Source organism: Vibrio orientalis CIP 102891 = ATCC 33934, from assembly GCF_000176235.1.
Classification (GTDB): Bacteria; Pseudomonadota; Gammaproteobacteria; order Enterobacterales; family Vibrionaceae; genus Vibrio; species Vibrio orientalis.
On sequence record NZ_ACZV01000005.1, the window covers coordinates 1410730 to 1431631 of the forward strand.

The following is a 20902-nucleotide window of genomic DNA, read 5'->3' on the forward strand; positions in this document are numbered from 1 at the left end:
CACCCCTTCTCTAACTCATTATAGGCCTAAGAAGCTCTTAGACTCTTGCTTACGAATTTCAGTCTCGTCGGCCCACTCGATAAGACCTGTTTCTAGATCCATCAAGCGCATCGTCATCTTGTAGTACACGTCTTTGTCACTACCTGCGTTTTTAGCAATGCTTGATAGGTTACCGTAAAGCATGTATTGCGCACCGACCATCTTACCAAACTGAATCGCTGTGCTCTGATTGACAAGTTCATCGTTATTTTGGAAGTTCAGTTGATCGCGAACCGATTCTACACGGTCCATATCAACAAAACGGAACTTACCAGAGTTCAGCATCTTGGTACTGATGCTGTCTGTAACAGATTCAGTATCAATGTGTTCACTGGTTTTGTTCTTGATACGTTCTACAAAAACAATCGGACGCGAGTCACGTGTGATGGCAGCAACAGAACCTGACATCATCATGCTATCAACCATTTCACCAGCAATTTTTTGCAAGTCTGTTGAACCAAAGTCGATTGTGGTTGTTTCAACGGCTTGAGCATCCCCGTAGCTCACTTGGTTTGAACAACCGCCCAATACAACCGCTAAACCAAGTAATGCAATTACACTTTTTTTCATTGTTGGTTCCTTAAAATTTCCTTTATTACTACTTAATTAGTTATCTAGCTGACGAATCTGAACACGGAACTGAGTTCCATTTGGGTTGATCGACACTTCTGAAATCGAAATTTCTTCAGTCCCTCGAACAATCGCCTGTCTCCACGGGCTTAGCTTGTTATTCACTTCTAGACCTTGGTCGTCATACCAATAGAAGCGATACTGTACATGCTGGTCACCAGTGTATTGACTAATCAGACGTACTACACCGCGCGCTCTACCATCAACTTCAGTCGTTGAAATATCATCGATCTTCAAACGCCCAGCCAATACGTTGTCACCAAAAATGACCGTTTGAGATGCACCATCAATACGTAGCCCTGCAGTATTGTCAGCACAACCAACGATGGCCAATACTGTTACTAATGAAATAAGCCATTTTTTCATCGTATGTTTCCTAACTGTTTATGCCAAATCGTGGCATTGTTTCCTTGACGTGAAAGCCAGACTAACGCTGTTTGCCCTGGTTCCACGTTAAATGTGTAAGGTTGACCGTTGAGCAATATGTTCTGCTCTCCGGGTTTTACCATCGCGCTCGAACTGTAAACTTCGCTAGGAAGCGTCAACCAACTGCGCGTATCAGGTTGCTCGGTCAATGTATTCCATACGTTGAACAGCAAATTCCCGACATCATCGTCCTTTGCGGCCTCTTTTCTTAATCGATCTTTAGCCCAGACTCTTAAACCTTGTCTAATGATGATGTTTGGCATCCGCTCAGAGAGATCTTGCTTCGCCATCAAATTCACATCACTCAACATATCAGCAGAAAGCGTATTATTGTTAAGAGACAATGACCCAAAGCTCTGCTCACGCTTATCTGGGTAGTACGGCAAAGAAATACTGTACCAAGCTCCGTTTCCGCGACTGTCATATAGTGGCAAAGCTTGTTTCCAACCTTGCATCGCTTCAACAACACCACGTTCATCAATCACAATAACGCGACTTTTGTCTTGGGCAAGATAGTTGGCTTTACCGTAACGTTTTTCCAGTTTTGCAAGGTCTTCTCGCATCCCTAAACGCTTCGCAACACGCTTGGTACCATCAATGATCTGTTGGTTGTCAGGCATCACCGCAAGCGCACGTCGATAGTCCACATAAGCACTGTTTAAGTCCCTATCCGCTTCATATAGCAGTGCCGACAGGTAGAGTAAGTAACCATTTTGAACCGCTTGTAACTTCTGACCTGCATCTGGGTAGTTGGACAAGATACTGCCTAAATTTGGCGTCAGACCTTGCTGTTCCATCTGGTTCTGAGCAGACTCAAGCTCTTTCTCTCTATCTTTACGAGCTTGTTCTTGAACTTGATTAGCACGACGCATCTCAATCAAAGCGCCTTCTAGGTCATTTCCCTTAAGATAGTTGAGCCCAAGATAAAGATGAAGAAAGCCAAGTTCATAGTCAGCAGGGTGATAGGTTTTCAAGTTGTCGTTAACCGCTAACGCGCCAACACTCATCGCACTTTCAGAAAGTGAGATCGTTGCTTGGTCCTGCTGAACTCTCACGGCTCGATCACTATCGTCAAGCGCCGACTTACTCTCAGCATATTGCTGATTCAATAGGTAGACTCGGCCCTTCTCAAAATTATCTAGAATATCGCCTGCAACTTGCTCTGGGAGTAATGACTCTGCTTGTTGATAGTCACCGCTTCTCACCTTTTGATGCAGTTCATTATTTTGTGCGCTGTAGTGGCTAAATAAATTGCCCGCAGATAAGTTAGCGCATGCAGAAAGCACGAGTGAGCTGCCGATGACGAATGCCAGTCGAATGTGTTTATGCACTTGGTATTCCATAGTTGTCAGTAAGAGCGTTGCGACACTCGCTACGCTCTAAATTTATCCTTGCTTAAGACAACACGAGATTAAATTTGTTCGATATGCCTTAAAGTCAAAGATCAGCTCATTAACATTGGACCTAACGGACGGCCGCCAACAAGGTGCATATGGATATGGTAAACCTCTTGACCACCATGAGAGTTACAATTCACGATCAGACGGTAACCATCTTCGTCGATACCCTCTTCTTTCGCTAACTTGCGTGCAACCGTAAACATGCGCCCCATGACTAGCTCGTCCTCTTCTTCGATCTCGTTGACCGTCGGGATAAGCTTATTGGGGATGATCAAAATGTGACTTGGCGCGCGTGGGTTGATGTCTCGGAATGCCGTGACTAGGTCATCTTGATAAACAACATCTGCTGGGATTTCTTTACGAATGATCTTACTGAAAATGGTTTCTTCAGCCATGAAGCGCTCCATCGGTACGGTTTTATTAATTGAATTGATTCGAGTATGCGCCAAGCTTCGCAAAATCACAATAAAAAACAGTGTTCATTTGATTTAAACAGCATACGGTGACGGGCGGTTAGCTAAATTTGTATTGTGCGTCATAAAATGCGTGTCTCGTTGTCAATACAATGGTCATCTTTTTGTTAATTTTCTAAGAAATGATAAGTATAAGGGAGAGATCCATGAAGGGCTCAGTGATTAAGCGTATGTACGCTGGCTTTGCATTGATCATAATAATGTTCGTCATCACTACGTTGATGATGATGCGAGGAATGCAGCAGATACACCAAAATTTCGAAGGCGTATCTAACACTTCACTACCACTGGTTTCACAATCTAACCAAACGAGTGTAGCGCTACTTTCTGCCGATAAACTATTCAAAGACTTTTTGACCACGCAGAGCTTCGAGCGCATGGACCAACTGTCCGGCGAATTTGAAGAGGTTAAACAAGCCTATAATCAACAGCTATTAAAGTTACAACAGGTCAGTACAAATCAACCTGAATTAGCCGAGTCGATTGTTCAGCTTAAAGAGATGGAAGTGAACTATTTCACTGAAGCAACTCAAGCGATGCAAAACTACCGCGAGATGTTTGAAGCGCAAGCTCAGGTACAAAAGTCCACTCGCCAATTCCAGCGACTGCACTCAGAACTGAGCTTGGGCATGAAAGAGTATGTTGATGATCAAAGCAGCATCTCTGTGAAAGTGATGGCGAAAAGCTATTTCATCAAGTTAAAAGATGCTGAGATGATCACCTCTGACGCGCTAGCAAGCAGTGACACGGAATTCGTCGCTAAAGCGGTTGCTAAAAACAAGAAAGCGGTCACCCACCTCAATTACGCTTATCGTGGCTTAACCAGCCAGATGCCAGAGATCAAAAAAGCGTTCGATGAGTCAGTTCAGCAGTTTACGTTAGATGTCGGTAAAAAAGGTGGGGTGCTTGATCAACATAGTACTTACCTGCACGCGAAAGATGCGCTCTATGCCAATATCGCCAATCTAACCCAACAAGTTGATGCAACCAGCGAACTACTCGCTTCATTTAGCGAAGTTGCACAGCAAGGGCTGAATGCCTCACTAAGCGAAGCTGGTGAAGTCTATGAACAAGGCGTGATTCGTTCCGTTTCTATCGGTGCTATCGTGATCTTTATGGCGCTTGCTATCGGTTATCATATTGCTCAAAGTGTACGCGAACCTTTAACTCGCATTCTCCGTACACTGGAGTTCCTAACCGACGGTGATATGACCCAGAGAATCGATATTCGCTATAACAACGAATTCAGTCGTGTTAGTCACCATATCAATTCACTGGCGGACAACTTACATGGCATTTTGGTCGAGCTAAACGATGCTTCAGATAACCTGACCAATACTGCATCAACCAACCAATCCACCTCTTCACAGGCTCAATCGCAATTAAGCCAACAACGTGAGCAAACCGCTAACGTCGCCACTGCGATGACCGAAATGGCGCATTCAGTCCAAGAGGTCGCGCAAAGTGCGCAGAATTCTCAAACGATGGTTGAGAAAGTCGAAATTGCGTCAGAGTCGGGTCGACAAATCATGGGCACCAACATCTCGACCATCAACCAACTCGAAACACGCTTGAATCAATCGGTCGACGCAGTAAAAGATTTGCAAGCAATGAGCAGTCAAATCGGCAGCATCTTAGACGTAATCCGTAACATTGCTGAACAGACTAATCTGCTGGCACTTAACGCTGCAATTGAAGCTGCTCGCGCCGGTGAACAAGGCCGCGGATTCGCTGTCGTTGCTGATGAAGTTCGTGTGCTCGCGCAGCGTACCACTGAATCAACGTCAGAAATTGAAAATATGATCAGCAATCTTCAAAGCAGCTCAAGCTCTGCAAACAAAGTCATTCAAAGCTGTAAGGACGATATGGAGCTGTCAGTTGCACAAGCTTCAAGTGCCAACAGTGCAATGGAAGAAATTCAAGGGCTGATTATGGAAATCAGCCAAATGAGTGGCTACATTTCTCAGGCGGCAGGGGAACAAAGCGAAACAACCAGTGAAATTGCGCGCAATATTGAAGAGATCAATCTGATTGCCGACGCCAGTTATCAAGCGATGGCAGAGATAGCGCAAACCAGTTCTAACCTCTCTTCGCTCGCAAACCAACAAGGTGACTTGGTGCATCGCTTTAAGTTGTAGTTAAGTCAGAAAACAGTAATTAATTGAGTTTGGGCGACTATTTTCTATAGTCGCCCTTGTTTTTTGGGGTCAGTGTCATTATATGATTTAATAGGCTTGCCCCCCGCTTTTCTTACTCTTTTTTGCAAGCCGAACATGAGGAATTGTTATGGCCGTTCATGTTGGCATTATTGACCAAGACCCAATACGCCTAGTTACCCCATTATTGGATAATCGCACGATTAGCGATCACATCGTTTTCATCGGGGTAGCATCGCAAGAAGATATGTACCTTCGCCTTCATAGTGTATTGAGCAAAAGAAACATCACTTCTGAATTCTTCGAAATCCCGAATGTCGCGAATACCTCTAAAATCAAACAAGCCATCAGTACATTGGCCGAAAACCTATCCGCTAGAGGAGAGGAAGTAAAACTTAACGCGAGTTGCGGTCTGCGTCATAGACTGTTGTCCGTATACGAAGTGTTCCGTACTTATCACTGGCCAATTTTTGTTGTTGAGCCCAATAGTGACCGTTTGTGCTGGTTGTATCCAGATGGTAAGGAAGATTCGCAAGTCGAAGACCGTATTACTATTGACGATTATCTCACCGTGTTTGGTGCTCGTGGCGAATTCAACGACCATGAGCTACCACCGCAGCTTGACCAAAAGTTGTATGAGCTTGGGGAACGCTGGGCAGGTAATGCTCTAGAACTTGGGCCTGGTCTGGCAACGCTAAACTATCTTGCGACGACCTGCCGTAAAGAGCAAAAACTCGACGTAGAGCTTTCTGAGAAACAGCAAGGCTATCGCGAGCTGAATATGTTATTGACCGACTTGGTCGAAGCAGAGATCGCAACGTACGAGAACGGTGTACTGACATTTGCTAACGAAGATGCGCGACGTTTTTCTAACGGTGAGTGGCTAGAGACCTTAGTGCACAGCACTGTGAGACAGATCCAGCAGGATATGCCAACCATTCAAGATCGCTCGCTCAACGTTCAAGTCTACCGCCAACTCGGTGATAGAGAGGTGCGCAATGAGCTTGACGTTGCTTCAGTGGTGAACAATAAGCTGCATATCATCGAATGTAAGACGAAAGGGATGCGTGATGATGGTGACGATACGCTCTACAAGTTGGAATCTCTACGCGACCTTTTAGGTGGTCTACAAGCACGAGCAATGCTGGTTAGCTTCCGTCCATTGCGCCACAACGATATTACGCGCGCTGAAGACCTAGGACTCGCTCTGATTGGCCCCGACGAACTAAAGGACCTTAGAACTCATCTAGCGGACTGGTTTGCAGAAGCGGGCGGTCGCGAAGAAGAAATAGCCGATTGCTAACCGACACGTGATCAACAAAGCTAAAAAAACCGCCGAAAGGCGGTTTTTCAATTTAAGCGTTCTACTTGTTAGCTATCGTCTTCAGTGAAGTTCGTTGGCAACGTTGTTTTCATTTGGTTCCAAATTTGTGCACTTTGCAAACCGTAATGGCGAACCACAATTAGGATCTGTTCACGATCTCCGGTCTCGCACACTTCAAGTAAATCACGGTAGAATTGCAGTGCTAACTCACGAGCCTCTGGGTTAGAGAAGTAGTAACTTCCCACTCGATCATATAACTTTTTCAGGCCATTAAAGATCAAACCGTAGATTTGGTTGCCTGAATGAAACGCAAGACGTTGGAATAGCATGTAGTCATAGAAATTGAACGTTTTTGCAATCAAGATGGATTGACGTTTCAACTCATCTTTCTCGCCGTCATCTTTTACGTGTTGACGAATCTTCTCTGCATAAGGAGAAGATTCCATAAACACATCCCATGAATCTGCTGAAATTAACGCTTCACATGAGCTGATAACGTTAGAAATGGTTTTCTCAGAGTTTTCTTTATTCGCTTTAAATGCATAACGCATAAAAATTGGGCTGATGTTCGTACGTGCTGCAAGCAAATCTTCAACAATAGACGTCGCATTATCGGCATCTAGTGTCATCAACGTATCAAGGATATGCAGGCCCGAGGTTTCCATAAACTGGTTTACGCGCGTTGGTTTACCATGTTGAATTGTCAGCCAACCATCACGGGCTAAACGCTGTAAAACTTCTCGTAGTGTTGTGCGAGTAACGCCAATTAGTTCAGAGAGCTCACGTTCTGCTGGTAAAATTGAACCAGGTGGGAATCTGCCTTTCCAAATACTTTCAATAATGTATTTTTCTGCGAATCCTGCTGGGCTCTTTGCCTTAATGACCATTTATGTATTATCCAGTCTTTATTATTTGGGTCTAATTAACTCATCATACCACTAGTTATCCTATATCGGAAACCGTCACACAGGAAACATGGCACAAAGCATCATTAGAGCTAACACTCTAAATCACCTTCACATTTACTGACCCTCGCAGGAGGATGAAACGCCTCCAATCTAAAGTTTAACAAAATGTAAACACGCGACACACCCCACCCCCTTTAGGGTTATATGCAAAAGTTAAGTTTTTAAAATTGCAAAAATAGACTGCCATTTTCATGCAATATAATTACATATTCTTTCTTATTCTAACGTTTCAGTGGCTAGCCAACATTAACCATTGTTTTTCACAACTCTTATGATATGTTTACGCCACTTTGATCGCGTTTTTCAACAAAAGTCACTTAATAAAATCACAACATCCAGTTTATCGTTGACTAAATTCTGTTGAAGAGTAGAGTGGCGGCCAAAGTAAGGAGTGTTTGTCTTTCTCAGGGAGTGACTTGGCAAGACCACATGATCATAGAAGCAATGTTGTTTTTCTAAGTCACTGTTGAATCGGGTTCATTTCCCTCTGGCTAGACGATAGCCAGATGTTGGAAATTCCACAATTTCCGGTTAATGGATTCAAGCACGCGCAGTGTCTATTCATAACAACATTAAGAGTATCTAGATCATGCCGATGTCACTCGGAAATGCATTTATCAAGAACTTTCTTGGTAAAGCTCCAGATTGGTATAAAGTTGCCATCATTTCTTTTCTAATTATCAACCCTATTGTTTTCTTCTTGGTTGACCCTTTTGTAGCAGGTTGGCTACTCGTTGCTGAGTTTATCTTTACTCTAGCAATGGCGCTAAAATGTTACCCTCTACAGCCTGGTGGCTTACTCGCCATCGAAGCAATTGCCATCGGTATGACCAGTGCTGATCAAGTGAAACATGAACTCGTGGCCAATATCGAAGTACTGCTACTTCTGGTCTTCATGGTGGCGGGTATCTACTTTATGAAACAGCTATTGCTGTTCATCTTCACAAAGATATTACTCGGTATCCATTCAAAAAGTATGCTCTCGCTTGCCTTCTGTTTCGCGGCAGCATTCCTTTCAGCCTTCCTTGATGCACTAACTGTAATCGCTGTTGTTATCAGTGTTGCTGTTGGCTTCTATGCGATTTATCACAAGGTTGCATCAGGCCAAGGGCCACATGCATCGCACGATCATACCCAAGATGATCATCTTTCAGAGCTAACTCGTGACGACCTTGAGAACTACCGTGCATTTCTGCGCTCGCTGCTAATGCATGCTGGTGTTGGTACCGCGCTGGGCGGCGTAATGACCATGGTGGGTGAACCGCAAAACCTTATCATTGCCGACCAAGCTGGTTGGCAATTTGGCGAATTCATCATCCGTATGCTTCCAGTAACGGCGCCTGTATTTGTTTGTGGCCTAATTACCTGTGTAATTGTCGAGAAGCTGAAAGTCTTTGGTTACGGCGCTCGTCTGCCAGATAACGTGCGTCAAATCCTTGTTGATTTTGACCGTGAAGAACGTAAGACACGTACTAAGCAAGACGTCGCAAAACTGTGGGTACAAGGTATCATCGCTGTTTGGCTAATCGTTGGCCTCGCCCTTCACCTAGCGGCAGTTGGTCTTATTGGTCTGTCCGTCATTATTCTAGCAACGGCATTCACAGGAGTGATCGAAGAGCACTCAATGGGTAAGGCGTTCGAAGAAGCTCTACCATTTACCGCTCTGCTCGCCGTATTCTTCGCGGTTGTGGCAGTAATCATCGACCAAGAGCTATTTAAGCCAGTTATCGACGCAGTACTGGCCGTTGAAGATAAAAGCACCCAGCTTGCTCTGTTCTATGTAGCAAATGGTGTTCTTTCAATGGTATCGGATAACGTGTTTGTTGGTACGGTATACATTAATGAAGTGAAATCAGCGCTAGTTGAAGGTGTGATTACTCGTGATCAGTTTGACCTTCTTGCTGTAGCCATCAACACAGGTACTAACCTACCGTCAGTTGCAACGCCTAACGGACAGGCAGCATTCTTGTTCCTACTAACGTCAGCACTTGCACCGCTAATCCGATTATCTTACGGTCGCATGGTTGTCATGGCACTGCCATACACTATTGTCCTAGCGACAGTAGGTCTGGCTGGTATCGTATTCTTCGTTGAGCCTATGACAGCATGGTTCTACGATGCAGGTTGGATTACTGCACAAGTTGGTGACGCTGTACAAGCTGTATCCAGTGGACACTAATTAGATCAAATTCAAATTTTTTAGTTGATACTGAAACTTTTCCACGATAAAAAGCTCTGATAACTCAGGGCTTTTTTATTACTTCAGGACATCTGTGTGAATATACTTTCTGCAATCAAAACTTTCTCTCAAGGACGACTCTCATGGTTGTTACTACTCCTTTTTGTCGTATTCTTTGAAGCCTGTGCACTGTTCTTTCAACACGTTATGATGCTATCACCTTGCGTGATGTGTATTTATGAGCGCGTCGCAATGCTTGGCGTCGGTGGTGCTGCACTGCTTGGCTTAATTGCACCGAACAACCCATTGATACGTTGGTTAGGTTTAGCCGCGTGGGGTGCAAGTGCATACAAAGGTTTAGCTCTTGCCATGCAACACGTCGATTACCAGTTCAACCCATCACCTTTCGCAACTTGTGATCTATTCGTCACCTTCCCTGATTGGGCGCCATTGAACCAATGGGTTCCTTGGATGTTTGAAGCGTATGGTGATTGTAGCAAAGTGGTTTGGCAGTTCTTAACGCTATCAATGCCGCAATGGTTAGTGGTTATTTTTGCGGGTAATTTAATTGCACTTGGTGTGATTGTTATTGCGCAGTTTGCTAAGAACAAATAAGCACAAGATAAGAGAACAACGAAGGGCTGATGTGAAGACATCAGCCCTTTTTCTTTAAGCGCTCAGTCATCCTCACGATGAAGAAAAAATGTATCGAGGATCTCTTAAAGCAAGCAGTTAACTTTTGGAGATTCCCTACTCGCTCCTTCATCACTCTATGGAATGACACTGCCTCTCAATGACGACTACTGTCATCCTCGAGAACGAGGCACGAGTGAATTGGGGATCTCTTAAAGCGAGCAGGTAACTTTTAGAGATTCCCTACTCGCTCCTTCGTCACTCTATGGAATGACACTTTCTCTCAATGACGACTACTGTCATTCTCGAGAACGAGGCACGAGTGAATTGGGGATTTCTTAAAGCAAACAGGTAACTTTGTAGATTCCCTACTCGCTCCTTCGTCATTCTATGGAATGACACTGCCTCTCAATGACGACTACTGTCATCCTCGAGAACGAGGCACGAGTGAATTGGGGGGTTCTTAAAGCAAACAGGTAACTTTGGAGATTCCCTACTCGCTCCTTCGTCACTCTAGGGAATGACGATGCCTCTCAATGACGACTACTGTCATCCTCGAGAACGAGGCACGAGTGAATTGGGGATCTCTTAAGGCGAGCAGGTAACTTTTAGAGATTCCCTACTCGTGCCTTCGTCACTCTATGGAATGACACTGTATCTCAATGACGACCACTGTCATCCTCGAAAACAAGTACAAGTGCATGGGGATCTCTTAAAGCAAACAGGTAACTTTGGAGGTTCCCTACTCGCTCCTTCGTCATTCTATGGAATGACACTGCCTCTCAATGACGACTTCTGTCATCCTCGAGAACGAGGCACGAGTGAATTGGGGATCTCTTAAAGCAAGCAGGTAATTTTTAGAGATTCCCTACTCACTCCTTCGTCACTCTATGGAATGACACTGCCTCTCAATGACGATGCTTCACTCAAGCTACACATAAAAAAGGGTTAGCTCGATCGCTAACCCTTTTTTGATGCTTGTATTGGCAAGTCCTAGTTCATATCACGGCTAGGTGCTGGGGCAAGAACTTCCCGGTTACCGTTATGACCCGGTGCACTTACGATACCTTGCGCTTCTAGCTGCTCAACGATACGTGCTGCACGGTTGTAGCCAATCTTAAAGCGGCGCTGAACACCGGACACAGAACCACGACGAGACTGGACAACATGTTCCACAACTTGGTCAAACAGTGGATCCATTTCCTCTTCGCCTTCAGGCTTCTCACCCGGGAGTAACGCTTCAGGGCCTTGATCACCATTGGTGATCTCCTCTATATAGTTCGGCTTTCCACGTGCTTTCCAGTTATTAACCACCGCATGAACATCATCATCTGATGCAAAGGCACCATGAACGCGAACGGTATGGCTTGAACCCGGTGGCAAGTAAAGCATATCACCCATACCAAGTAACGACTCTGCACCGCCCTGATCAAGAATGGTACGCGAGTCCGTCTTAGTCGAAACAGTAAACGCAACACGTGTCGGAATGTTCGCCTTAATCAAACCGGTAATGACATCTACAGAAGGACGCTGAGTCGCGAGAATTAAGTGAACACCAGCCGCACGCGCTTTTTGTGCCAAGCGAGCAATCAGCTCTTCTACCTTCTTACCTACCACCATCATCAAGTCTGCGAACTCATCGACAATCACGACAATGTAAGGCAGTTTCTCTAATAACGGCGGATGCTCGTCCATGCTATCACCTGGTTGCCATAATGGGTCATGGATAGGGTGTCCCGCTTCAGCCGCCATCTTAAGCTTGTCATTAAAGCCTTTAATGTTACGTACGCCTAATGCCGACATCAGCTTGTAGCGACGTTCCATTTCACCGACACACCAACGCAGAGCATTTGACGCATCTTTCATATCGGTTACAACTTCGGATAGAAGATGAGGAATACCTTCATAAACCGACAACTCCAACATTTTCGGGTCGATCATTATGAAACGTACATCTTCCGGCGTCGCTTTGTAGAGCATACTCAGAATCATTACGTTAACACCTACCGACTTACCCGAACCTGTCGTACCCGCGACTAACACGTGTGGCATTTTAGATAGGTCAGCGATTACCGCTTCACCCGCGATATCTTGACCAAGCACAACCGTCGTTGGCGATTTAGCCTCAATAAACTGCTGACTACCAACAACATCCGAGAAAAAGACTGTTTGACGACTCATGTTTGGCAATTCTAGGCCCACATACGGCTTACCCGGAATAACTTCGACAACACGAACAGCCATTGCCGATAGCGAGCGAGCTAAGTCCATAGAAAGGCCAGAGATACGGCTTACTTTCACCCCTGGAGCGAGATCTAGCTCAAAGCGCGTAATAACAGGACCAGGGAAGATATCGACCACTTCAGCTTTAATTTTGTAGTCAGCTAATTTAGCTTCAACCAATCTTGCAATATTTTCTAATGCATCACGGTCAATAAAGTTGTCACGCTTTTCTGGATGGTAAAGTAGCTCTAGCGTCGGCATCGGTTCTACCGGCTTGGGTAGATTTGACTCATGTTGCACAAGGAATGGATTCTGCTGTGCTACGACTTTAGCTTGAGCTTCTGCAACCATATTATGAAGCGCTGCAGCATCGTCATCTTCTGGAAGTTCTGCTTGCTGAGGCTGATATTCTTCTACAGGTTCAAGTTGCGCTTCTTCTACAACGTCAAACGATGAAATCATTGGTTCTTGGTGATGCTCTAATGGCTCAATTTCAGTAGAAATCTGATCAAGCTCGGAGGTTGTAATAGTTGGCTGCGCAATATCTTCATCCACTACGCTCTCATTCCACGGTAATTCGGAGCTAGGGACTTCTTCTATCACTTCATATGCAGGAGCCGTCTCTATTACAGGCTCAACATCAACATTCGATGGTATTTCTTGCTCATACGGCGTCGCCATTTCCTGCGTATGAACGTCAGCCGTAGCAGCCGCAGCCATCGTTGCAGTTGCGACACTAACGGCTTGATCCGGTTCAACAAAGTCATCGGCATATTGCGCTGCTTGATCCAACTCTTCGATAGTGGCTCCAAGCTGCTTAGAGCGCTCAACTTGAGGCTCATTGCTCACAGCAGGCTGAACTGGAGCTATTGGCTGTGCTTGTTCTACCTGAGAATAAGCGGTCTGAGGTGCGACTGGTTCACTGTATTCAGGAACAGGTTGCTGAACTTCGGACACTGGCTCAGGTTGAACGGGTTTAGGCTCAACTTCTTGAGATTCAGGAATATGAATATTAAAGCGGCGCGGTTCAGGTGTCGGTTCTACTAAATCTGGAGTCAGTGATACAGTCGGCTCTTCGCGTAACGATTCTGAACGAGCTAGCTTAATGTCTTGTTCGTAGTCATTTAACTCAGCTTCTATAGTTTCATCTTCTCGACCACGGACGCGATTAACCAGCCCAGTACACAGACTAATGGTCTTCTCACCTAGCCAATCCACGATTGATAACCAAGAAATACCAGTCAGTAAAGTAAAACCCGCTCCCCACAAAAACAGAAATACCAATGTGGTTCCGAGAATGTTTAAAGTTGGCAGCGCTAAGCTTGTTAATACATCACCAATCACACCACCCGATGAAAAATACCAAATATCATCAAAGTTAATGTCTGCCAGTCCGCAACTGGTCAAGATCACTATGGTCAGACCCAGCAGTCGCGTGCCCCACAACATCAGATCGACAGGTTCGTCTTCACTGCGTTTACGTAACACAACCCAAGCGGTACCTGTAATAACAAGAGGTAAAACATAAGCAAGAGAGCCAAAGGTAAAAAAGAGAGTGTCTGCTAGCCAAGCTCCTGCTAAGCCACCAGCGTTGTTGATCTCCCCACCCCACGCAGTTTGAGACCACGACGGATCGGCGGCATTAAAAGTGATAAGTGCAACTGAAAGCAATATCGATGCTAAAACTACAACAATCAGACTGCACTCTTGAAGACGCTGAGGTCCGCTCAGACGAGAAAGCGAGGAGTCATCACCCGTTTTAATAATTGTTTGGACTTTATTTTTGGTCTCTTTAAACATAACCAACTTTATCTACGTAGCATAAAACCGAGCTCGAAAGATTCGCTTCGGCAGAAAATAAAATAGTCCGAGCAGCACTGCTACTCGGACTATCGATTTAACCATATCAAGGGCAAAAACCCAATTGCTTAAAGTCAGAATATAGAAAGCAATTAAGAGTTTAACTCTATGCCTACTCGAAGTTATCGAGTTTTGATAACAAGTTGGTTAGTTTGCTTCACTTCTTCCATAACTACGTAGGTACGCGTGTCGTTTACTCCAGGTAAGCGTAACAGCGTATCACCTAGCAGCTTACGGTAAGCACTCATGTCTGATACACGAGTTTTCAGTAAGTAGTCGAAATCACCAGAGACTAGATGACATTCTTGGATGTCGTCTAGCTTTTGTACAGCTGTATTGAACTGTTCAAATACATCTGGCGCACCACGATTTAACGTAATTTCAACAAATACCAGTAGTGAAGCATCAAGATACTGAGGGTTCAGTAATGCTGTATAACCCGTAATGTACCCTTGGCGCTCTAAGCGGCGCACACGTTCTAAACATGGTGTAGGAGAAAGCCCCACACGTTTAGACAACTCTACATTCGAAATGCGACCGTCTTTCTGCAACTCATTTAGAATGTTGCGATCGATACGGTCAAGATCCTTGGACGGCTTTTTATTGTTGTCTGCCATTTTTTATTCCACCTTATTACTTCCTTGCAAAAAAATATACTACAACTTTTTAATATTCAGTATCAAATTTTATTCAATCATATCTATACTAGATATTAATTCGACAGAATTACCCTACAAACAGTTAATACAACTACTATAGTTTATACAACCAATATAAAATGAGGAGTCAGGATGATTATTGGCGTACCTAAGGAAATCAAAAACCACGAATACCGTGTTGGCATGATCCCAGCGAGCGTTCGCGAGCTAGTGTCTCAAGGTCACCAAGTTTTTGTTGAAACTAATGCCGGTTCAGGCATCGGTTTTTCAGACGATGATTACATCGCTGTAGGCGCATCCATTCTTCCTACCGCTGCTGACGTTTTCGCCAAAGCAGAAATGATTGTAAAGGTTAAAGAACCTCAAGCTGTCGAGCGCGCTATGCTACGAGAAGGGCAAATTTTATTTACTTATTTGCACCTAGCACCAGATTTTCCACAAACTGATGAGCTAATCAAGAGCAAAGCTGTCTGTATAGCATATGAGACTGTAACAGATAATATGGGTCGCTTGCCACTACTTGCTCCAATGTCTGAGGTAGCAGGTCGCATGTCTATTCAAGCAGGTGCACAAACTTTAGAGAAATCTCACGGAGGCCGTGGTCTTCTTCTTGGTGGCGTTCCAGGCGTTGAGCCAGCGAAAGTTGTCGTTGTCGGCGGCGGTGTAGTTGGTGCTAACGCAGCTCGTATGGCTGTTGGCCTTCGCGCAGACGTTACTATCCTTGATCGCAATGTCGATACACTACGTCGTCTAGACGAAGAGTTCCAAGGTCGTGCAAAAGTGGTTTATTCTACTGAAGACGCTATTGAGAAGCATGTTCTAGAAGCTGACCTAGTGATTGGTGCGGTACTAATCCCAGGTGCTGCAGCGCCTAAGCTAGTAACAAAAGAGCACATCGCTAAGATGAAGCCTGGCGCAGCTGTTGTTGACGTTGCAATCGACCAAGGCGGTTGTTTTGAAACATCGCATGCAACGACTCACGCTGACCCAACGTATATTGTTGACGAGGTAGTGCACTACTGTGTTGCAAACATGCCAGGTGCAGTTGCTCGTACTTCTACATTCGCTCTAAACAATGCAACACTTCCTTACATTGTTAAGCTAGCGAACAAAGGTTACCGCGAAGCTCTACTAGCAGATAACGGCTTCCTAGAAGGCCTAAACGTTATCCACGGTAAAGTAACGTGTAAAGAAGTTGCTGAAAGCTTCGATCTTGAATACGTTTCACCAGCAGACGCAATTGCAATGTTTAACTAATGTTGAATCGTCTTATATAAGAGAAAGCGCTCACTTCGGTGGGCGTTTTTTTGTTTGAGCTGGAGATCTTTTAAAGTGCATCGAGAATTTAGAGAGATTCCCTACTCGTTCCTTCGTCACTCTATGGAATGACAGGCATACGTCGTCGTTCTATGGAATGACAGAGTCAATATATACACTCGCTCTTTTGTCACTCTACGGAATGGCCGAGATAATGGACACGATCAGGTTCTCTGTCATCCTCGAGAGCGAGGGACGAGAGAGTTGAGGATCTCTTGAAGGCTAATATTAGTTGGTAGACATTCCCTACTGCGCTGTTTCTGCGCTATAGGGAATGACGATAAATCAAAGGAGTAGGAATGAAGAGATTAAAACCAACGCTCTAACGCACTCTTATCAAGTTGGTGAAACGCGCGGTTAAGAATCTTTGCTAGCTCTTTATAGCGTGGGCGCGATTTCATCGGCTCCAAAGCAAAGCCGCTTTCTGCGATTTTCTGATAGATTTCGCGATACCAACCTGCAAGTGCCGGTGGTAGCTGAGTGTTAGCGCGATTTCCTAACCACCACATTCCTTGAATCGGCATGCTGATAGCGAAAAGTGCGATGATGACAGCTTGAGGCATAGACTGATAATTATTGAACGCCATTTGTGTTAACACACTTATAGCGGCGATCGCTGGCATAACCTTTACCCCAAAACGCGTAGCTTTGATAATACGCTGTTCAGGAAATAACATATTCAGCTCTTTTCGCATTGGCCAAATATCCATGTATTTTTGTCCGTCACGTAGGCTGTGAACTAGACCGACTTTATTGCTCATAGGGCTCTCTCACTTCAACATCAGGGCCAGTGGCTAAAATTTAGTTGAAAGATTCAACTAAACAAAGAAAAAATTGATGAAAGTTAATATTCTTTCAAATTTTTTTTGTTATCATTGCCTATTATCGTTATCCTTTGCGGACCCACAATCTCATTGTTGCTGTTATTTACAATTTAAGCAACTCTTGAGACCTTTCTGCAGCGGATGCAAGGGTGGTGATCTGGATCGCCACTGTCTTATATACGGAATTCGAAGTTTTTTTGACCAAGATTAGTACGCAGCTTCTTCTGCTTCGTCTATTCTTGAGATTAATTTTCACCCTTACTGATTTCGATCAGAAAAATTAACAGGTAGTCATTAATGTCTAAGCTAGTTTTAGTTTTAAACTGCGGTAGTTCTTCTCTTAAATTCGCTGTAGTTGATGCAGAAACAGGTGCAGAGCACCTAACTGGTCTTGCTGAGTGTCTAGGTCTTCCAGAAGCTCGTATGAAGTGGAAACTTGACGGCAAGCACGAAGCACAACTAGGCGCGGGCGCAGCTCACGTAGAAGCACTATCTTTCATGGTAGAAACTATTCTTGCTTCTAAGCCTGAGCTTAAAGCTAACCTTGGCGCTATCGGTCACCGTATCGTACACGGTGGCGAGCAGTTCACTCAATCTGCACTAATCACAGATGAAGTACTTAAGGGTATTCAAGACGCTGCGACTTTCGCGCCTCTACACAACCCAGCTCACCTAATTGGTATCGAAGCGGCTAAAGTAAACTTCCCTGGTCTACAAAACGTTGCTGTTTTTGACACTGCATTCCACCAAACAATGCCTTCTGAGTCGTACCTATACGCTCTACCGTACAACCTGTACAAAGAGCACGGTATCCGTCGTTACGGCATGCACGGTACTTCACACCTATTCATCACTCGTGAAGTTGCTAACCTACTAGACAAGCCAATTGAAGAAGTAAACATCATCAACTGTCACCTAGGTAACGGTGCTTCTGTATGTGCAATCAAGAACGGTCAATCTGTAGATACTTCTATGGGTCTTACTCCTCTTGAAGGTCTTGTAATGGGTACTCGTTGTGGTGACCTAGATCCTGCAATCATCTTCCACCTACATGACGCTCTAGGTTACTCTGTTGAAGAAATCAACAACATGCTAACTAAAGAGTCTGGTCTTGCTGGTCTAACTGAAGTGACTTCTGATTGTCGTTTCGTTGAAGACAACTACGGTGAGAAAGAAGAAGCAACTCGTGCAATGGACGTGTTCTGTCACCGTCTAGCTAAGTACGTTGCAGGTTACACAGCGACTCTTGAAGGTCGTCTAGACGCAATCACTTTCACTGGTGGTATCGGCGAAAACTCTGGTCCTATCCGCGAAATGGTTCTAAACCGCCTAGGTATCTTCGGTATCGAAGTTGATGGTGAAGCTAACCTTAAAGCACGTTTCGGCGGCGAAGGTACAATCACTACAGCAAACAGCCGTATCCCAGCAATGGTTATCTCTACTAATGAAGAGCTAGTTATCGCTGAAGACACTGCACGTCTAGCAGGTCTTTAATTGACTTGACCGGCTGACCTAACGTCAGCCGGTTTTCTTACTAAGGGGCTTAACTCCTATTCCAACTGATAAGGAATACGCAGTTAAGCTTTTATCCAATAGCTATAGGTACTCTACGAATGTCTCGTACTATTATGCTTATCCCTGCAAGTGCTGGTGTTGGTCTTACTAGCGTAAGCATGGGTGTTCTTCGCGCAATGGAGCGCAAAGGCGTTAAAGTTTCTTTTTACAAGCCAATCTGTCAGCCACGCTCTGGTGGCGATCAACCTGATTTAACTTCAACTATCGTTGGTACAAACAGCGATGTGAAGATCGGCCAACCTCTTGCGATGTCTGTTGCTGAAAGCCTAATCGGTAACGACAAGATGGATGAGCTGCTAGAAACAGTGGTTGAGCGTTACAACCAGATCAACAAAGATGCTGACGTAACGCTAATCGAAGGTCTTGTACCTACTCGTAAACACCCATTCGCTAACCAAGTGAACGCTGAAATTGCAGCAACACTTGGTGCTGAGATTGTACTTGTTGCAACGCCTGGCACAGATAACCCTGCGCAGCTTAAAGAGCGTATCGAAGTAGCATGTTCTAACTTCGGCGGCACTAAGAACAAAAACATCTCTGGCGTGATCATCAACAAGCTAAATGCACCTGTTGACGAAGCTGGCCGTACTCGCCCTGACCTATCTGAAATCTTTGACGATGCAGATAGCGCGAAGCAAAACGAAATGAAAGTGATGGAAATCTTCAACACTTCTCCTATTCGTGTACTAGGTTGTGTGCCATGGAGCATCGACCTAATCGCTACGCGTGCAATCGACATGGCTGAGCACCTAAGCGCTGATATCATCAACGCTGGTGACATCAATACGCGTCGTATTAAGAGCATCACATTCTGTGCACGTTCTCTGCCAAACATGATTGAGCACTTCAAACCAGGCTCTCTACTTGTGACTTCAGCAGACCGTCCAGACGTAATCGTTGCGGCGGCACTAGCTGCTATGAACGGTGTTGAAATCGGTGCTGTACTTCTAACTGGCGGTTACGACATCCCAGAGGAAATCGCAGGTCTATGTAAGCCAGCGTTTGACTCAGGTCTACCGATCTTCAAAGCGCAAGGTAACACTTGGCAGACGTCTCTAAACCTACAGAGCTTCTCTATCGAAGTACCTGCAGACGATAAAGAGCGTATCGAGTTCATCAACGAGCACGTTGCTGGCAACATCGATGGCAACTGGATCGAGTCTATGACTGAGGGTACTCAGAAGTCTCGTCGCCTAAGCCCACCAGCATTCCGTTACCAGCTAACTGAGTTCGCTCGTAAAGCAGGCAAGCGTATCGTTCTTCCTGAAGGTGACGAACCTCGTACAGTTAAAGCTGCGGCTATCTGTGCTGAGCGTGGTATCGCGGAATGTGTGCTTCTAGGTAACCCAGAAGAGATCAAACGTGTTGCAGCGCAGCAAGGTGTTGAGCTAGGTGCTGGCGTAACGATCATCAACTCTGATGAAGTGCGTGAAAACTACGTTGCTCGCCTAGTTGAACTACGTGGCGCGAAAGGTATGACTGAAGTAGTTGCTCGTGAGAAGCTACAAGATTCAGTATTCCTAGGCACAATGATGCTTGAGAACGATGAAGTTGACGGCCTAGTTTCTGGTGCAGTTCACACAACGGCGAACACTATCGTTCCTCCGTTCCAGATCATCAAGACTGCACCTGATGCGTCTATCGTATCTTCTGTATTCTTCATGCTATTGCCTGACCAAGTATTGGTTTACGGTGACTGTGCGATCAACCCAGATCCAACAGCTGAACAGCTAGCTGAAATCGCTATCCAATCTGCAGATTCTGCTGCAGCATTCGGTATCGAACCTCGCGTTGCTATGATCTCTTACTCTACTGGTGAATCTGGTAAAGGTGCAGACGTAGATAAAGTACGTGAAGCAACGAAACTTGCTCAAGAGAAACGTCCTGATCTCGTGATCGACGGTCCTCTACAGTACGACGCAGCTATCATGGAAAACGTTGCCGCTTCTAAAGCGCCAAACTCTCCAGTAGCAGGTAAAGCGACTGTATTCGTATTCCCTGACCTAAACACAGGTAACACGACTTACAAAGCGGTACAACGTTCAGCTGACCTAGTGTCTATCGGTCCAATGCTTCAGGGTATGCGTAAGCCTGTAAACGACCTGTCTCGTGGTGCACTAGTAGACGATATCGTGTACACAGTTGCTCTAACAGCGATTCAGGCAGATCAAGCTGCTCAAGCAGAAGAGAAAGTGGTTAACTAATTTAACCCTTTT

At 45.0% G+C, this 20902-nt stretch carries 15 protein-coding genes; 7 read left to right on the forward strand and 8 right to left on the reverse strand.

Annotated elements, in window-relative coordinates:
* Positions 1–18: 18 nt before the first annotated feature.
* The 4 genes from lpoB to hinT all read right to left on the reverse strand — a co-directional run bounded on the left by lpoB (position 19) and on the right by hinT (position 2890).
* A complete protein-coding gene (gene lpoB / locus VIA_RS17090) occupies positions 19–609 on the reverse strand; it encodes a penicillin-binding protein activator LpoB (protein WP_004414470.1) in 591 nt (196 codons plus the stop codon).
* A gap of 36 nt (positions 610–645) precedes the next feature.
* Positions 646–1035: a YcfL family putative periplasmic lipoprotein gene (locus tag VIA_RS17095; RefSeq protein WP_004414472.1), complete on the reverse strand. Its 390-nt coding sequence runs from the start codon at positions 1033–1035 to the stop codon at positions 646–648.
* Positions 1032–2426, reverse strand: a complete 1395-nt coding sequence (locus VIA_RS17100) for a COG3014 family protein (RefSeq protein ID WP_004414474.1) — start codon at positions 2424–2426, stop codon at positions 1032–1034. The genes VIA_RS17095 and VIA_RS17100 overlap by 4 nt, the downstream gene beginning before the upstream one ends.
* Positions 2427–2539: 113 nt before the next feature.
* Positions 2540–2890, reverse strand: coding sequence for a purine nucleoside phosphoramidase (gene hinT / locus VIA_RS17105; protein WP_004414476.1), 351 nt, complete (start codon positions 2888–2890; stop codon positions 2540–2542).
* A 224-nt stretch (positions 2891–3114) separates the two neighbouring features.
* On the opposite strand from hinT, the gene VIA_RS17110 reads away from it, so the two are divergent.
* A complete protein-coding gene (locus tag VIA_RS17110) occupies positions 3115–5106 on the forward strand; it encodes a methyl-accepting chemotaxis protein (RefSeq protein ID WP_004414478.1) in 1992 nt (663 codons plus the stop codon).
* A gap of 148 nt (positions 5107–5254) precedes the next feature.
* Positions 5255–6427: a DUF1887 family protein gene (locus tag VIA_RS17115; RefSeq protein ID WP_004414481.1), complete on the forward strand. Its 1173-nt coding sequence runs from the start codon at positions 5255–5257 to the stop codon at positions 6425–6427.
* Positions 6428–6495: 68 nt separating this feature from the next.
* Here VIA_RS17115 and fadR read toward each other — a convergent pair whose 3' ends face one another.
* A complete protein-coding gene (gene fadR, locus VIA_RS17120; protein ID WP_004414483.1) occupies positions 6496–7335 on the reverse strand; it encodes a fatty acid metabolism transcriptional regulator FadR in 840 nt (279 codons plus the stop codon).
* Positions 7336–8005: 670 nt separating this feature from the next.
* On the opposite strand from fadR, the gene nhaB reads away from it, so the two are divergent.
* The gene (gene nhaB, locus VIA_RS17125) at positions 8006–9595 is read left to right on the forward strand and encodes a Na(+)/H(+) antiporter NhaB (protein WP_004414484.1); all 1590 of its coding nucleotides are present in this window, start codon (positions 8006–8008) and stop codon (positions 9593–9595) included.
* Positions 9596–9691: 96 nt separating this feature from the next.
* The gene (dsbB, locus tag VIA_RS17130) at positions 9692–10210 is read left to right on the forward strand and encodes a disulfide bond formation protein DsbB (RefSeq protein ID WP_004414486.1); all 519 of its coding nucleotides are present in this window, start codon (positions 9692–9694) and stop codon (positions 10208–10210) included.
* Positions 10211–11221: 1011 nt separating this feature from the next.
* On the opposite strand, the gene VIA_RS17135 is transcribed toward dsbB, so the two are convergent.
* Both VIA_RS17135 and lrp read right to left on the reverse strand, forming a co-directional pair.
* Complete coding sequence (locus VIA_RS17135; protein ID WP_004414487.1) at positions 11222–14251, reverse strand: DNA translocase FtsK 4TM domain-containing protein; 3030 nt, start codon at positions 14249–14251, stop codon at positions 11222–11224.
* 182 nt (positions 14252–14433) lie between these two features.
* On the reverse strand, positions 14434–14928 hold the full coding sequence (gene lrp, locus VIA_RS17140; RefSeq protein ID WP_004414493.1) for a leucine-responsive transcriptional regulator Lrp: 495 nt from the start codon (positions 14926–14928) through the stop codon (positions 14434–14436).
* Between the two features lie 174 nt (positions 14929–15102).
* Here lrp and ald point away from each other — a divergent pair, with 174 nt between their 5' ends.
* The gene (gene ald / locus VIA_RS17145; RefSeq protein WP_004414495.1) at positions 15103–16227 is read left to right on the forward strand and encodes an alanine dehydrogenase; all 1125 of its coding nucleotides are present in this window, start codon (positions 15103–15105) and stop codon (positions 16225–16227) included.
* Between the two features lie 368 nt (positions 16228–16595).
* Here ald and yfbV read toward each other — a convergent pair whose 3' ends face one another.
* Positions 16596–17048: a terminus macrodomain insulation protein YfbV gene (yfbV, locus tag VIA_RS17150; RefSeq protein ID WP_004414497.1), complete on the reverse strand. Its 453-nt coding sequence runs from the start codon at positions 17046–17048 to the stop codon at positions 16596–16598.
* 360 nt (positions 17049–17408) lie between these two features.
* Here yfbV and VIA_RS17155 point away from each other — a divergent pair, with 360 nt between their 5' ends.
* Together VIA_RS17155 and pta are read left to right on the forward strand one after the other, a co-directional pair.
* Positions 17409–18605 carry an acetate kinase gene (locus tag VIA_RS17155; protein WP_004414498.1) on the forward strand — a complete coding sequence of 399 codons (1197 nt, stop codon included), beginning with the start codon at positions 17409–17411 and terminating at the stop codon, positions 18603–18605.
* A 119-nt stretch (positions 18606–18724) separates the two neighbouring features.
* Complete coding sequence (pta, locus tag VIA_RS17160) at positions 18725–20890, forward strand: phosphate acetyltransferase (RefSeq protein WP_004414499.1); 2166 nt, start codon at positions 18725–18727, stop codon at positions 20888–20890.
* The last annotated feature ends 12 nt before the right edge of the window (positions 20891–20902 follow it).

What these genes read in the sequence shown, in the direction of transcription:
- pta (WP_004414499.1), top strand. Translation starts at nt 18,725, where the DNA reads ATGTCTCGTACTATTATGCTTATCCCTGCAAGTGCTGGTGTTGGTCTT.
- nhaB (WP_004414484.1), top strand. Translation starts at nt 8,006, where the DNA reads ATGCCGATGTCACTCGGAAATGCATTTATCAAGAACTTTCTTGGTAAA.
- VIA_RS17115 (WP_004414481.1), top strand. Translation starts at nt 5,255, where the DNA reads ATGGCCGTTCATGTTGGCATTATTGACCAAGACCCAATACGCCTAGTT.
- lpoB (WP_004414470.1), bottom strand. Translation starts at nt 609, where the DNA reads ATGAAAAAAAGTGTAATTGCATTACTTGGTTTAGCGGTTGTATTGGGC.
- VIA_RS17155 (WP_004414498.1), top strand. Translation starts at nt 17,409, where the DNA reads ATGTCTAAGCTAGTTTTAGTTTTAAACTGCGGTAGTTCTTCTCTTAAA.
- fadR (WP_004414483.1), bottom strand. Translation starts at nt 7,335, where the DNA reads ATGGTCATTAAGGCAAAGAGCCCAGCAGGATTCGCAGAAAAATACATT.
- yfbV (WP_004414497.1), bottom strand. Translation starts at nt 17,048, where the DNA reads ATGAGCAATAAAGTCGGTCTAGTTCACAGCCTACGTGACGGACAAAAA.
- VIA_RS17095 (WP_004414472.1), bottom strand. Translation starts at nt 1,035, where the DNA reads ATGAAAAAATGGCTTATTTCATTAGTAACAGTATTGGCCATCGTTGGT.
- VIA_RS17135 (WP_004414487.1), bottom strand. Translation starts at nt 14,251, where the DNA reads ATGTTTAAAGAGACCAAAAATAAAGTCCAAACAATTATTAAAACGGGT.
- VIA_RS17110 (WP_004414478.1), top strand. Translation starts at nt 3,115, where the DNA reads ATGAAGGGCTCAGTGATTAAGCGTATGTACGCTGGCTTTGCATTGATC.
- ald (WP_004414495.1), top strand. Translation starts at nt 15,103, where the DNA reads ATGATTATTGGCGTACCTAAGGAAATCAAAAACCACGAATACCGTGTT.
- hinT (WP_004414476.1), bottom strand. Translation starts at nt 2,890, where the DNA reads ATGGCTGAAGAAACCATTTTCAGTAAGATCATTCGTAAAGAAATCCCA.
- lrp (WP_004414493.1), bottom strand. Translation starts at nt 14,928, where the DNA reads ATGGCAGACAACAATAAAAAGCCGTCCAAGGATCTTGACCGTATCGAT.